General features: G+C 63.1%; 12 protein-coding genes. 4 read left to right on the top strand and 8 right to left on the bottom strand.

The features are described 5' to 3' along the window. Positions 1 to 5 precede the first annotated feature (5 nt). From AC1DNK_RS17605 to AC1DNK_RS17595, 3 genes are all read left to right on the top strand, one after another. A complete protein-coding gene (locus tag AC1DNK_RS17605; RefSeq protein WP_112388859.1) occupies positions 6 to 659 on the top strand; it encodes an amino acid ABC transporter permease in 654 nt (217 codons plus the stop codon). Next, positions 643 to 1371: an amino acid ABC transporter ATP-binding protein gene (locus AC1DNK_RS17600; RefSeq protein ID WP_477942445.1), complete on the top strand. Its 729-nt coding sequence runs from the start codon at positions 643 to 645 to the stop codon at positions 1369 to 1371. The genes AC1DNK_RS17605 and AC1DNK_RS17600 overlap by 17 nt, the downstream gene beginning before the upstream one ends. Before the next feature lie 62 nt (positions 1372 to 1433). Beyond that, on the top strand, positions 1434 to 2231 hold the full coding sequence (locus tag AC1DNK_RS17595) for a transporter substrate-binding domain-containing protein (RefSeq protein ID WP_112388861.1): 798 nt from the start codon (positions 1434 to 1436) through the stop codon (positions 2229 to 2231). Between the two features lie 43 nt (positions 2232 to 2274). Here AC1DNK_RS17595 and AC1DNK_RS17590 read toward each other — a convergent pair whose 3' ends face one another. The 8 genes from AC1DNK_RS17590 to AC1DNK_RS17555 form a co-directional block, all read right to left on the bottom strand. Continuing rightward, positions 2275 to 3963 carry an ABC transporter ATP-binding protein gene (locus AC1DNK_RS17590; protein WP_477942443.1) on the bottom strand — a complete coding sequence of 563 codons (1689 nt, stop codon included), beginning with the start codon at positions 3961 to 3963 and terminating at the stop codon, positions 2275 to 2277. Continuing rightward, positions 3960 to 4904, bottom strand: coding sequence for an acetamidase/formamidase family protein (locus AC1DNK_RS17585; RefSeq protein WP_477942441.1), 945 nt, complete (start codon positions 4902 to 4904; stop codon positions 3960 to 3962). Before AC1DNK_RS17585 ends, AC1DNK_RS17590 begins: the two co-directional genes overlap by 4 nt. Before the next feature lie 69 nt (positions 4905 to 4973). Further along, complete coding sequence (locus tag AC1DNK_RS17580) at positions 4974 to 6593, bottom strand: ABC transporter substrate-binding protein (RefSeq protein WP_477942440.1); 1620 nt, start codon at positions 6591 to 6593, stop codon at positions 4974 to 4976. Positions 6594 to 6618: 25 nt separating this feature from the next. After that, positions 6619 to 7539 (bottom strand): ABC transporter permease, encoded by a 921-nt coding sequence (locus tag AC1DNK_RS17575; RefSeq protein ID WP_477942517.1) that lies wholly within the window; start codon positions 7537 to 7539, stop codon positions 6619 to 6621. Next, positions 7536 to 8384, bottom strand: coding sequence for an ABC transporter permease (locus tag AC1DNK_RS17570; RefSeq protein WP_112388866.1), 849 nt, complete (start codon positions 8382 to 8384; stop codon positions 7536 to 7538). Before AC1DNK_RS17570 ends, AC1DNK_RS17575 begins: the two co-directional genes overlap by 4 nt. Then, positions 8384 to 8965, bottom strand: coding sequence for an ANTAR domain-containing response regulator (locus tag AC1DNK_RS17565; protein ID WP_477942439.1), 582 nt, complete (start codon positions 8963 to 8965; stop codon positions 8384 to 8386). Before AC1DNK_RS17565 ends, AC1DNK_RS17570 begins: the two co-directional genes overlap by 1 nt. Beyond that, a complete protein-coding gene (locus AC1DNK_RS17560; protein ID WP_477942437.1) occupies positions 8962 to 10095 on the bottom strand; it encodes a transporter substrate-binding protein in 1134 nt (377 codons plus the stop codon). The genes AC1DNK_RS17565 and AC1DNK_RS17560 overlap by 4 nt, the downstream gene beginning before the upstream one ends. Positions 10096 to 10310: 215 nt before the next feature. Beyond that, complete coding sequence (locus AC1DNK_RS17555; RefSeq protein ID WP_477942436.1) at positions 10311 to 10868, bottom strand: winged helix DNA-binding protein; 558 nt, start codon at positions 10866 to 10868, stop codon at positions 10311 to 10313. Between the two features lie 83 nt (positions 10869 to 10951). Here AC1DNK_RS17555 and AC1DNK_RS17550 point away from each other — a divergent pair, with 83 nt between their 5' ends. After that, positions 10952 to 14572 (top strand): hydantoinase B/oxoprolinase family protein, encoded by a 3621-nt coding sequence (locus AC1DNK_RS17550; RefSeq protein ID WP_477942434.1) that lies wholly within the window; start codon positions 10952 to 10954, stop codon positions 14570 to 14572. Positions 14573 to 14574 lie beyond the last annotated feature (2 nt).

The following is a 14574-nucleotide window of genomic DNA, read 5'->3' as shown; positions in this document are numbered from 1 at the left end:
TGACGATGCTCGGAGCTTTCTCGACCAATCACCTGATCTACCTGCTGGATGGCCTGCTCTGGACGATCGTGCTGTCCGCGCTCGCCTTCATTCTCGGCGGCATCGCCGGCTTCTTCGTCATGCTGGCACGCATCTCGCGCTTCCGCTGGCTGCGGCGTACCGCTCTCGTCTACATCCAGATCGTTCAGGGCACGCCGCTGTTGATCCAGATGTTTTTGCTCTATTTCGGTCTCGGCGTCTTCGGCATCTCGGTGCCGCCGCTTGCCGCCGCCGGTCTCGGCATGATGGTCTATTCGAGCTCCTATCTCGGCGAGATCTGGCGCGGCTCGGTGGAATCGATCGCCAAGACCCAGTTCGAGGCTGCCGAATGCCTGGGTCTGACCCGCTGGCAGGCGCTGCGCGACGTCATCCTGCCGCAGGCGCTGAAGATCGCCACGCCGCCGACGGTCGGCTTCCTCGTGCAGCTCGTCAAGAACACCTCGCTTGCGTCCGTCGTCGGCTTCCTGGAGCTGACGCGTGCGGCGCAGGTCATCAACAATTCCCTGTTCCAGCCGTTCCTGGTCTTCGGCGTCGCAGCGCTCTTCTACTTCTGCGTCTGCTATCCGCTGTCGGTCTGGAGCCGTTCGCTTGAGAGGAAACTCAATGTCGGCCGCCGTTAAACTCACCAATGTCGTCAAGCGCTTCGGCGCCCTGGAGGTGCTGAAGGGCGTCTCCTTCGAAATCAACGCCGGCGAAGTCGTGGCGCTGATCGGCCAGTCCGGTTCGGGCAAGAGCACGGCGCTGCGCTGCATCAACCGGCTGGAGACGATCCAGGACGGCACCATCGAGGTCTGCGGCCACCAGGTCGAGGATCCGAAGCTCGATCTGCGCTCACTGCGCCGGGATATCGGCATGGTGTTCCAGAGCTACAATCTCTTCCCGCACATGACGGTGGCCGAAAACATCATGCTGGCGCTGCGCCGCGTGAAGTCGATGCGCAAGGATCAGGCCCGCGAGATCGCCACTGAGGTTCTCGCCAAGGTCGGCCTGTCGGAAAAGATCGACAATTATCCGGAACAGCTTTCCGGCGGACAGCAGCAGCGCGTGGCGATCGCCCGCTCGCTCGCCATGCAGCCGAAGGTGATGCTGTTCGACGAGGTGACCTCGGCGCTCGATCCGAAGCTGACGGGCGAAGTGCTGCGCGTGATGGAAGATCTCGCCCGCGGCGGCATGACGATGATCGTCGTCACCCACGAGATGGGCTTCGCCAAACGCGCCGCCAACCGCGTCATCTACATGCATACCGGCAAGGTCTGGGAGACGGGAGGGGCAGACATCCTTTCCAATCCCCAGACGCCGGAACTGAAGGAATTCATGGCCGAAGAGCTCTGAATTCAAGGAGGAGTACCTGCACGCATGCGCGCAGGGTCGGGTAAACGAGAGAGGAGACTCATATGCCGACGACAATGATTTCGAAACTGGCACTCATCGCAGGCGCAAGCCTGCTGGCCTTCGCATCGGCCGCCAATGCCGATGTACTCGACAATATCAAGAAGGCCGGAAAAGTGCGCATCGCGGTTGCGATGGGTATTCCGGAATATTCCTTCGTCGACGAAAACCTGAAGCCGACAGGCTCCGACGTCGAAACCGCAAAGCTGATCGCCAAGGATCTCGGCGTCGAGCTGGAACTGGTGGAAATCACCAACGCTGCCCGCGTTCCCTCGGTCCAGACGGGCAAGGCCGACATGGTCGTCTCCTCGCTCGGCATCACCGAAGAGCGCAAGAAGGCGATCGATTACTCGGTTCCCTACGCAACGCTGGCGCTCGTCGTTGCCGGTCCGGCTGACGCCGCGATCAAGGACTATGCCGATCTCGACGGCAAGCGCATCGGCGTGACGCGCGCCACCACCAACGACCAGGACATCACGGCCAAGGCCAAGGGTGCCGACATCGTTCGATTCGAAGACGATGCGACGCTGATCACCTCCGTCGTCTCCGGCCAGGTCGATATTCTCTCCAGCCAGTCGGCCGTCATCAACGGCATCAACAAGAAGATGACCGCCAATCCGCTGCAGATAAAGTTCACCCAGAAGGAAACCAACCTCGGTATCGGTATACCCAAGGGCGAAACGGCGCTGAAGGGCTGGCTCGATGGCTGGGTGAAGACCAATTTCGACAACAAGGTGCTGCGCGATATCTATCGCCAGTTCCACAATGCCGAACTGCCCGACGATCTGACCTCGCGTCAGTAAGCATCAAAAAGAAACGCCGGGGCTTTGCGGCCCCGGCGGACTTTCAAGCGAGCGCCTGCGCCCGCTTCTGATAGACCTCGGGATCGGGGATCGGCACCGCGGCGATCAGCGCCTTGGTGTAGTCGTCCTTCGGATTTTCGAAGATTTCCCGCCGCGTTCCCGTCTCGACGATCTTGCCGCCGCGCATGACGGCGACGTGATGCGACATGCGCTCGATCACCGCCATGTCATGCGAGATGAAGAGATAGGCGAGCCCCATCGTCTCCTGCAGTTCCAGCATCAGATCCAGCACTTTGGCGCGGACGGAAACGTCGAGTGCCGCCACGCTCTCATCGGCGACGATCACCTTCGGGCCGACGGCAAGTGCGCGGGCGATGCAGATGCGCTGGCGCTGGCCGCCTGAGAATTCGTGCGGATAGCGGGTTGCCGCATCCGGCGTCAGGCCGACGCGACGCAGCAGTTCGGCGACACGATCCTGCCGCTCACTCTTGTTGCCGATGCCGTGGATGAGCATCGGTTCGGCGATGGCGGGGCCGACGGCCATGCGGCTGTCGAGCGAGGCATAGGGATCCTGGAAGATCATCTGCGCGGAGCGGCGAACCGGGCGCATTTGGCGCTGCGTCAGGCCGGCAATGTTCTGGCCGTCGATCAGCACGCTGCCGGTGAAAGGAATGAGGCCGAGTACGGCCTTGCCCGTCGTCGACTTGCCGGACCCGCTTTCACCGACGAGACCGAGGGTCTGGCCGGGCATCAGGTCGAAGGAAACGCCGCTGACGGCCTGCACCTGTGGCTTGCCCTTGAAGAACCGTCCCACCGGGCTGCCATAGTGGACGTCGAGATCGCGAACGGCGATCACGGGTGCAGCACCGGTCCGCTCGGGCTCGATCTTGCGTGGCGTCACGCGCGGCGGGCCATCGGTGCCGGCAAGTGCGCCGAGGCGCGGCACGGCGGCGAGCAGCTGCTTGGTATAGTCTTCCTGGGGACGGTTGAAGATCGCGAGCGATGGGCCTTCCTCGACGATCCGGCCGTTCTGCATGATCAGCACGCGATCGGCCATTTCGGCGACAACGCCCATGTCATGGGTGATGAGCACGATCGAGGTGCCGAACTCGGCCTTCAACTCGCGCATCAGCTTGAGGATCTGCGCCTGAACCGTGACATCGAGCGCCGTCGTCGGCTCGTCGGCGATCAGCACCTTCGGCTGGCAGGAGAGCGCCATGGCGATCATCACACGCTGGCGCATGCCGCCGGATAGCTCGTGCGGATATTGCTTCAGCCGCCGCGCCGGATCGGTGATCTGCACCGCATCCAGCATCTTCAGCGCTGTCGCTTCGGCATTCTCGCTGCCCTGGTGCTCGCGGATCGCCTCGGTCAGCTGTGCGCCGATCGACATGACCGGGTTCAGCGAGGTCATCGGTTCCTGGAATACCATGGCGACATCGCCGCCGCGCACGCTGCGCATGGCGCGGTTCGACAGCGTCAGCAGGTCACGCTCGCCAAGCAGGATGTTGCCGGAGGTGACGCGCAGCGACGCCTTCTGCAGCAGTCCCATGATGGCAAGCGAGGTCACCGATTTGCCCGAGCCGGATTCGCCGGCGATGCAGAGCGTTTCGCCGCTTGAGAGGCTGAAGCTGATGTCCCTGAGGACAGGCTTCAGCCCTTCGGGCGTGCGTGCATCGACGCTGAGATTGCGGACGGAAAGGACCGGCGCTGTAGTGGCGGGCAATGTCACGAGAACACGATCCTCGGGAAGTAGAAGGACACCACCCAGTTCGGCATATCGACGATTTCGCTGATGCGCAGGTCACCGCAGACGGAGCAGAGCATATAGGCATCGACAGGGTTGAGGCCGTGTTCGACCGTCAGAAGATCGATCATCCGCATGACGGCTTCGCGCGCGCCGGTCATCAGACCGGGGCCGATGCCTGTCGTGACTTCATAGCCCATGCCGTCGAGGTGGCGGGTAACCGGCTCCGTCGTGGTGAAGCGCGGCGACTGCAGCCGTGCGTCCTTGACGAGCTCGATCGTAGCCTCGACATTCATCTGGCTTTCGATAGCCGTGCCGCAGACTTCGCCGTCGCCCTGGGCGGCGTGGGTATCGCCGATCGAGAACAGGGCGCCCTCGACTTCGACGGGCAGATAGAGCGTCACGCCGGCCGTGAGGTCGCGGATGTCCATATTGCCGCCGACGCGGCGGGGCGGGACGACGGAATGGGTGCCGGGCTCTGCCGGAGCCACGCCGATCGTACCGGCAAAGGGCTTCAACGGCACGCGGCCGCCGGGGCCGAAGAGCGCCGGAACCATGCTGTTGGCATCATAGGACCAGACATGCAGCGCCGGTTCCTTGAACTGGTCGGCGAGCAGGCCGAATCCCGGAATATTGGCCGTCCAGCCGACGCCCGACGGAATGAATTTGCGCAGCGTCACCTTCAGCGCATCGCCGGGTTTCGCGCCCTCGACATAGACAGGGCCGGAAACCGGGTTGATCTTGCCGAAATCGAGATCGCGCAGCGTATCGAGGGTCGCATCGCGGCCGAGCTGGCCGCCCGAGGAATCCATGCATTCGAAATGGATCGTCTCGCCCGGCTTGGCGACGACAGCCGGGGCAAAATCCTTGTTCCAGCCGAAATTGTGCTGGGCGCGGTGAATGGTGTGGGTGCAGGCAATGCACATCTTGTGTGTCTCCCTCGTTCTTATGGCGTCCTCCCGGCCGGAGCCGGGAGGACGTTCACCCGTCAGGGCTTATTGGTTGACGTAGATCGCGTCGTAATTGATGACGCGCGTCGGATCGATATAGACGTTGTCAGCGCCGCCCATGCGGAGCGACTTGGCAACGACGCGGCGCTCGTTGATCACCGGAACCCACGGCGCATCGGCCATGATGTCGGTGAAGATCTTGCCCCAGGCAGCGGTGCGTTCAGCACCCTTGGCCGGGTCGGACATCGAGTCTGCCGCGACAGCGCGGGCATCGAGATCCTTGTTGCAATACCAGGACCAGTTCCAGCCACCGGCAACCGCACCCGAGCAACCCAAGATCGGGCCGTAGAAGTTGGACGGATCCGGGAAGTCGGCGATCCAGGCCATGCCGCCCGACCAGATCATCGGCGCTTCGCCTTCGGTACCACCGGCCGAGATGACGTTGGCCTGTGCCAGCGCACGGACTTCAGCCTTGATGCCGACAGCGGCCAGATCCTGCTGGATCGCCTGGGCGATACGCGGTTGCGGATCGGTGTTGGTGGAGTAGAGCGTCGTTTCGAAACCATCCGGGAAACCGGCTTCGGCGAGCAGCGCCTTGGCCTTGGCAACGTCGTAGGTATAGCCGGTGAAGGACTTGTCATAACCCGGCATCAGCGGCGGCAGCGGCTGGTTGGCAGGCGTTGCGCGGCCGTTCAGGATGCGGGTGATGCGGTCCTTGTTGACGGCCATGTTGACGGCCTGGCGAACCTTGACGTTGTCGAACGGCTTCACCTTGGTGTTCAGCGTGATGTAGCCGGTGTGGAGCTGCGCACCATCGACGATCATCTTCGCGCCATCGGCCGAATTCTTGATCTCGAGGAACTTGGCCGGCGGAATGCCGTCGCCGGCGATATCGACTTCGCCCTTCTGCAGGCGCAGCAGTGCGACCAGGGGCTCCTGGCCGACTTCGACCGTGAAGCTGTCGACATGCGGGACGTCCTTGACGAAGTAGTCCTTGTTGCGCTCGAACACGAGCTTCTGGCCGATCGTCCAGTCCTTCAGGGTGAAGGTGCCGGAGCCGACGGGCTTCTTGCCGAAATCGCCGCCTGCTGCCTCGACTGCTTCCTTCGGAACGACGGAGGCGAAGTTGATGGCGAGAACGTGCAGGAAGGTGGCGTCCGGACGCGACAGCGTGAAGACGACGGTGCCTGCGTCAGGTGTCTCGATGCCGGAAAGCGTTTCGGACTTGCCGCCCGTCACGTCCTCGAAGCCTTTGATGGCGCCGAAGAAGCCGGCGCCCGGGCCCTGCGTCTTCGGGTTGACGGCGCGTTCGATCGAGTACTTGACGTCGGAAGCGACGACTTCACGGCCGTTCGAGAACTTCACGCCCTTGCGGAGCTTGAACGTGTAGGTGAGGCCGTCATCCGAAACGGTGAAGCTTTCGGCGAGCGACGGAACGAGGTTCGGTGTACCCGGCTCGTAGTCCATCAGGCGCGAGTAGAGGCTCTTGATCATCGACCAGTTGACCCAGTCGTAACCGATGGCCGGGTCGAGAGTGGCGATATCATCCTTGTAGGTGACGATAATGTCGCCGCCCTGCTTGGGTGCATCCTGTGCTATGACCGAGAGCGGCCCCAGTGCCACCACCGATGCCATGGTTGTCATTCGAAGCCAGCTTTTGAACATATTGGTTCCCCTTCTTTGGTTGCTGTCAACGTGTGCGGATACGCGGGTCGATGACCGGCGCAATGAGGTCGGCAAGCAGATTGCCGATGACGATTGCCAGAGCTGACGTCAGCGTCACGCCCATGATGATCGGGATATCGACCTGCTGGATCGCCTGCCAGGCAAGCTGGCCGATGCCGGGCCAGCCAAAAACGGCCTCGACCACGACCACGCCGCCCATGAACTGGCCGATGTCGATACCGATCATCGCGATGATCGGCAGGATGGCGTTGGGTAGCGCATGGCGGAAGATGATGCGGCGCGACGACAGGCCCTTTGCGCGGGCGGTGCGGACATAATCCTGATTGAGCACGTCGATCATCGCCGAGCGCACCATGCGGGCATACCAGCCGGCGCCAAGAACGCCAAGAGTGGTGGCCGGCAGCACGACATGGGCGAGCGTGCCGTAACCGCTCATCGGAAACCAGCCGAGCGTGACGGCGAAGACGTAGAGAAGCAGCAGTGCCACGACGAATTGCGGGGCAGAGACGCCGACGAAGGAGGCCATCATCACCAGACGGTCGACGAAGCCGCCGCGGCGGATGGCGGCGATGGTGCCGAGCGTCAGGCCGAGAATGACTTCGACCAGGATGCCTGCAAGCATCAGCGTCAGCGTGGCTGGCAGGCGGGCAATGATCAGCGTCCAGACATCGGTCTTCTGCGCATAGGAGCGGCCTAGATTGCCGGAGAGAAGATTGGTCAGATAGTGCCAGAACTGCACGAGCAGCGGCTGGTCGAGGCCGAGCTCGTGGCGGATGTTGGCGACCGTCTGCGCCGTGGCACTGCGCCCGGCGATCATCCGCGCCGGATCGGCGGGAAGCGCATAGAGCAGCACGAAGGTGATGGCGGCAACGCCGAGCAGGATGAGAAACGCCTGGGCGAGGCGGCGGAGAACGAGGAACATCAGTTTCTCCCCCGCTGCGTCGGGTCGAGGATATCGCGCAGCGCGTCACCGACGAGATTGAAGGACAGCGCGGTCAGCAGGATGACGATGCCGGGGAAGAACACCAGCCAGGGAGCCGCCTGGAAGTAGCTCTGGCTTTCGAAGATGATGTTGCCCCAGGAAGCCTGCGGCGGCTGCACGCCGATGCCGAGGAAGGAGAGCGTTGCTTCGAGCAGCACCGTGGTGGCGATGCCGAGCGTGCCCCAGACGATCGCCGTCGGCACCAGATGCGGCAGGATATGCATGAACAGCACGCGCATGTGACCGGCGCCGAGCGAGCGTTCGGCCATGATGAAGTCGCGCTCGGAGAGGCCACGTGTCTCGGTATAGACGATACGGGCGACCTGAACCCAGTTGACCAGCGCGATGACCATCGCGACGATCCAGAGGCTGGGGCGCAGCAGGGCGGCGAGCACGATGGCGAGCAGCAGCGCCGGGAAGGCCATCATCAGGTCGGTAAAGCGCATCAGCACATTGCTGGCGAAGCCTTTGACATAGCCGGCGATGATGCCGACGAAGAGGCCGATCGCCACCGCGATGCCGTTTGCCACCAGGCCGATCACCAGCGAGGTGCGGGCGCCGTAGAGCAGGCGCGAGAAGAGGTCGCGGCCGAGCGTATCGGTGCCGAGCAGGAATTGCCCGCCGGGCGGGAGCGGTGCGCCTTCGAGCGAAAGGCCGTCAAACATCTGGTTGTCGGGGTCGAAGGGCGCAATCCACGGAGCGGCGATTGCCATCACCACGACGAGCAGGACGACCACGAGACCGAACAGCGCCGCAGGCTGGCGCAGCATTTCTTTCAGCACGCGCATCAGCCGGCCTCCGGCAGGGGCTCGGCACCGCCAACGATAAAGGCGGCGATCTGCTCCATCGGCAGGCGGCGGCGCATGGCGCAATCGCGCAGGATCGCGTAGGCGCGTTCCTCATCGACCCGGTGTGCGGCCATCAGTTTTTCCACCGCGGCATGGACGAGAGGGCGAAGGCGCACGCGCTCTTCGAGATATTGCAGCCGTTCGGCATTGTTCTTGCGTTCCTGATGGATAGAGACGGCCATGACAAGGGCCGGATAGACGGCCGAGGTGGCGATCGGTTTGGCGATGATGGCACCCGCGCCCTGTTCCAGCGCCCAGGCGATGCGGCCCGGCGCTTCGGAGCCGAGAAGGGCGACGACGGGGCAGGCCGCTGCCGGATCCTTCCAGGGCAACAGATCGTCCCAGCCCTGGTCTGCATCAACGATGACGAGATCCGGCAGGTCGGTGGCCGCAAGCGGTGCCCATTGCAGGCTGGTGCGGATGCCGAGCAGCCGAAGCTGACGGATCAGTCTTTCGGTATTACTGTCTTCGCGGTGGATGATGGCGGCGTGCCAGCCTGTGAAATTCGGCGTTTGTCTCATGAGACCACCCGCAATTTCGGCGAGGCCGGCTTGTTGCGGCCGGTCAGATAGGGATCGGCGGCAAGCGGCGGCCGCGAGGCCACGACGTCGAAGCCATTTTCGGCATTGATCTGGCCGAGATGGAAGGGCAGCGGCGCATGATGGGTTTCACGGTCGATGGCAATCGAGCCGAACAGGCTTGGGCGCTGTGTGTCGTAGAGTTCACGGCGCACGGCGGCCGGTTCGTCGCTGCCTGCGGCGATGATCGCATCGGCGCAAAGCTTGACGGCCGTATAGGCGCTGGCAAAGACGCTCGAAATGCGCCGGTTCGCGCCATAGCGGGCTGCGACACGGATCTTGAAGGAGAGGTTTTCGGGCGTCGAGAGATTGTCGAAATAGGAGGCGGCGCAAAGCTGGCCGATTGCCTTACCGGGCTCGATATCGGCAAGCTCGCATTCCATCAGGTCGCAGCTGACGACCGGGCAATTTTCCGGGCGGAAAGCCGGATCGCGTTCGGCAAGCCGGCCGATGGCGGCGAGAAACGCATAGCTCGACGGACCGATCAAGTTGTTGAGGATGAAGCTCGGGCGGCGCTGCTCGATATCGGCAACGATCCGCTCGACCGCGGTTTCCTCCAGCGGCAGATAGCGCTCGCCAAGCACCTCGCCGCCGGCATTGGTGATCAGTTCGCGGGCCAGCCGGTTCATTTCCCAGCCCCAGACATAGTTGGCGCCGACGAGATAGGGACGGGCGCCGAAGCGCGGGATCAGATGTTCGAATAGCGGGATCAGGTGCTGGTTCGGGCAGCCGCCGACATAGATGACATTCTCGTTGGCCTCGAAACCCTCGTAGGGGCACATGTACCAGAGCAGGCCGTCATGCTTTTCGACCAGCGGAATGACTTCCTTGCGGGCGGCCGACGTGATCGTCCCGACGATATGGCGGCAGCCGGAGCGCAGCAGCTGACGCGCGCCTTCCAGATAGGCGGCAAGATCGGCATGCGGGTCGAAGAAGACCGGCTCGATCCTCACCTGGCGGGCGGCGGAAATTTCCGCCAGCGCGAATTCCGCGCCGTCGCGCGCATCCCGTCCCATCGAGCCGTAGGGGCCCGTGGTCGAGTAGAGAATGCCGATTTTCAGCGCGTCGGTCATGCGGAACCTAAAAAACCAAAAACCCCACGACGCGGGCCCATCATCGATGGGGCGTCATGGGGCGAAACTGCCCAGCGACTATCGGAGTCATGTGAATGCGGTATGGCTCGTCTGCCTAATCCGCAGGCTTGAATAAAATACAGGCATCCGTTCTTTGTCAAGGCCACAAACGGCGTGTGGCGATCAACAATTTTCGGGCCGGCTTCCGCCGGTGCCTAAAGCGTCGCGGCTGCCCGCGCCGCCTGATTGAAAGCGCCGGAGATGAAGCGCAGGATGGCGGCCGTTTCCGACAGCGTCTGCTCCGCGGGGCGGGCATTGGCGGTCGGATCGACGAGCAGATGTTTGCGCACTTCCGCATAGGTCTTGCAAGCCTGCGCACCCCTCTCGGTGATCTTTACGGTCTTTTCTTTGCCGGTGCGTCCGGTCGTCAAGAGGCCTGCGGCCTGGAGCTTGCGGATCGCATAGGTGACCACATGCGTGTCCTCGATATCGAGCACCAGGCAGATATCGGCGAGCTTCTTTTCCCGATCGCGATGGCGGATCGAGTGAAGGATGAGGATTTCCATCGGCGATAGACCCGGAAATCCGGCCGCCGCCATGCAGCGGACGATCCAGCGGTCGAAGGCATGCGAGGCGAGGATGAGGCCGTACTCTATCTCCGACAAAGCAGGTGAGCCGCCTTCGGCGAGATGGGCGGAGGAGACGATTGGCCCGAACGGTACTGTGCCGGAGAAACAGTTGCCACCTTCGCTTTTCTGATCCGCCACATCCATCTCCTGTCTTGACGAGAATATGTCGTCATTTTATCGATATTTTATCAACGTGCAATTCCACAATCCATCTTGAGGACGGTTCAATGCAAGCGACGGACGCCAAGCGCTGGGATTTCTGGATCGATCGCGGCGGCACCTTTACCGATATCGTCGCCCGCGACCCCGAGGGCGAATTGCATGCGCGCAAGGTTCTCTCGGAAAATCCGGCCGCCTATCGCGATGCGGCAGTCCACGGCATCCGGCTGCATCTGGGGTTGACGGCGGGCGAGCCAATCCCGGCCGGGCTGATCGGCGAAGTGCGAATGGGCACGACGGTTGCGACCAATGCGCTGCTGGAGCGAAAGGGCGAGCGGCTGGCGCTGGTCACCACCAAGGGCTTTCGTGATGCGCTGCGGATCGGCTATCAGGAGCGAAAGAAGATCTTCGCGACCGAGATCATCAAACCCGATGCGCTTTACGATACGGTTGCCGAGATCGGCGAACGCGTGCTGGCCGACGGCACGGTCGAGTCGGAGCTCGATGAGGCTGAGGCGCGCCATGCGCTGGAGGCCTTGCGGGCCGAGGGCTACCGGGCGCTCGCCATCGTTTTCATGCATGCCTACAAGTTCCCGGCGCACGAGGCAGCTGTCGCGCGCATCGCCCGCGAGATTGGCTTCGAGCAGGTCTCCGTCAGCCATGAGGTCTCGCCGCTGATCAAGCTGGTCGGCCGCGGGGACACGACGGTGGTCGATGCCTATCTGTCGCCGGTGCTCGGCCGCTATGTGGCGCAGGTTTCCGATGAACTCGACGTCAAGCGCACTGGCGCCCGCGTCATGTTCATGATGTCATCGGGCGGCCTGACCGCCGCCGATATGTTCCAGGGCAAGGATGCCATTCTTTCAGGTCCGGCTGGTGGCGTCGTCGGCCTCGCCAAGACAGGCGAGCAGGCGGGCTTCTCCCGTGTCATTGGCTTCGACATGGGCGGCACCTCCACCGACGTCGCGCATTTCGACGGCGAGTATGAGCGGGCCTTCGAGACCGAGGTCGCGGGCGTCCGCGTGCGCGCACCGATGATGCTGATCCATACGGTGGCCGCCGGCGGCGGCTCGATCCTGCATTTCGAGGACAACCGTTTTCGCGTCGGTCCGGATTCGGCCGGCGCTCATCCGGGTCCTGCCTGCTACCGCAACGACGGGCCGCTGGCGGTCACCGATGCCAATGTCATGACCGGCAAGCTGCTGCCGGAATTCTTCCCGGCGATCTTCGGGCAGAACCAGGATCAGCCGCTTGATGTCGATACCGTTAGGGCGAAATTCGCCGAACTGGCAGCCCGGATCGGTGACGGCAGGAGCCCGGAAGAAGTGGCCGATGGCTTCATCCGTATCGCCGTCGCCAACATGGTCGAGGCGATCAAGAAGATCTCGGTCCAGCGCGGTTATGACGTCACCCGCTATGCGCTGAATTGTTTCGGCGGTGCCGGTGGGCAGCATGCCTGCCTGGTGGCCGATGCGCTCGGCATGAAGAGCATCCTGCTGCATCCGATGTCCGGCCTGCTCTCGGCCTATGGAATGGGCCTCGCCGATATCCGGGCCACCCGCCAGAAGGCCCTCGGCGTTCCGCTCGATGCCGATGCGCCATCGGCGATCTCCGCGCTTTCAGCCGAGCTGCAGCGCGAATGCGCTCCGGAGCTAGAGGCACAAGGCGTTCCGGCGTCTGCCATCGAAACCATTGCGCGCGCCCATATCCGCTATGCCGGTACCGATACGCTGATATCGGTCGAAACGCTGTTTCCCGCAGCCGACGATGCGGCGCGGCTGCGGGCAGAGTTCGAAAAGCTGCACAAGCGTCGCTTTGGCTTCGTTGCCGAAGACAAGCCGCTGGTGGTCGAGGCGATCGAGGTGGAGGCGATTGGTGGTGCGGCGGCGCAGATCGATGTCAGCAACGAGGAAGGCACGGGCGGGGAGGCTGAATCCGCGCGGCGTACGCGCTTCCATTCGCAGGGCGAAGCGCATGACGCGGCCGTCGTTCTCCGCTCCTCGATGCAATCAGGGCAGACCGTGACAGGTCCTGCAATCGTCATCGAGCCGAACCAGACGATCGTCATCGAAGACGGCTGGCAGGCGAAGCTGACGGTTCATGACCATATCGTCTTGACCCGCATCAAGGCGTTGCCGGAGCGCACCGCGATCGGCACCAAGGCCGATCCTGTCATGCTGGAGATCTTCAACAATCTCTTCATGTCGATCGCCGAGCAGATGGGCGTGACGCTGCAGAACACCGCCTACTCGGTGAATATCAAGGAACGCCTCGATTTCTCCTGCGCCGTCTTCGATGCCGAAGGCAATCTGGTCGCCAACGCGCCGCATATGCCTGTGCATCTGGGATCGATGGATGCTTCAGTGGCGACTGCGATCCGCGAGAACCCGGTCATCCATCCGGGCGACGTCTTCCTGATCAACGCGCCCTATAATGGCGGTACGCATCTGCCCGACCTGACGGTCTGTACGCCGGTTTTCGACAACGAAGGAAGCCGCATTCGCTTCTGGGTGGCCAGCCGCGGCCATCACGCCGATATCGGCGGCATTGCGCCGGGATCGATGTCGCCGCTCGCGACCCATATCGAGGAGGAAGGCGTCTATATCGACAATTTCAAGCTTCTGGATCGCGGCCGTTTCCGCGAGGAAGAGCTGGCAGCGCTGCTCACCGGCGCCCGCTATCCGGTTCGCCAGCTGGCGCAGAACGTCAACGATCTGAAGGCGCAGGTGGCAGCCAACGAAAAGGGTGTCGCCGAGCTCGCCAAGATGATCGTGCTGTTCGGCGAGGATGTCGTCGATGCCTATATGGGCCATGTCCAGGACAATGCCGCCGAGAGCGTGCGCCGTGTGCTCGACCGTCTCAAGGACGGCGAATTCAGCTACGAGATGGACCAAGGCTGCAAGATCGTCGTCAAGGTGACTGTCGACAAGGAAAAGCGCGAGGCGACCGTCGATTTCACCGGCACCTCGCCGCAGCGCGCCGACAATTTCAATGCGCCACAGCCGGTCACCCGCGCAGCCGTGCTCTATGTCTTCCGCGTCCTCGTCGAGGCCGATATCCCGATGAATGCAGGCTGCCTGCGGCCGATCCGCATCATCGTTCCCAAGGGCACGATGCTGACGCCGGAATATCCGGCGGCTGTGGTCGCCGGCAATGTCGAGGTTAGCCAGGCGGTCACCAACTGCCTCTTCGGTGCCGTCGGCGCCATGGCAGCGGCGCAGGGCACGATGAACAACCTGACCTTCGGCAACGCGACCTATCAGTATTACGAGACGATCTGCTCCGGTGCGCCCGCTGGTCCGGGCTTCAACGGCGCGGACGCCGTCCACACGCATATGACCAATTCACGGCTGACCGATCCGGAAATTCTGGAGACGCGCTTCCCTGTCGTTCTGGAGGATTTCCATATCCGCAAGGGTTCCGGCGGCCGCGGAAAATGGTCGGCGGGCGATGGTACCGAACGGACGATCCGGGCGCGTGAAAAGCTGGAATTCGCGATTCTCTCCGGCCATCGCCGCGTGGCGCCCTTCGGGCTAGACGGCGGGAAGCCGGGCGGGCTTGGCCGCAATGCGGTGCGCCGGAATTCCGGCGCACTCGATGTGTTGATCGGCAGTGCCCACACGCAGCTGGAAGCCGGCGAAGCCTTCATCGTCACCACGCCGACAGGCGGTGGCTACGGGAAGGCTTGAGA

The organism is Rhizobium sp. 01N424 (assembly GCF_056399485.1).
The sequence above is the reverse complement of the archived record's forward strand: the minus strand, read 5'-3'. Positions and strand labels throughout refer to the sequence as shown.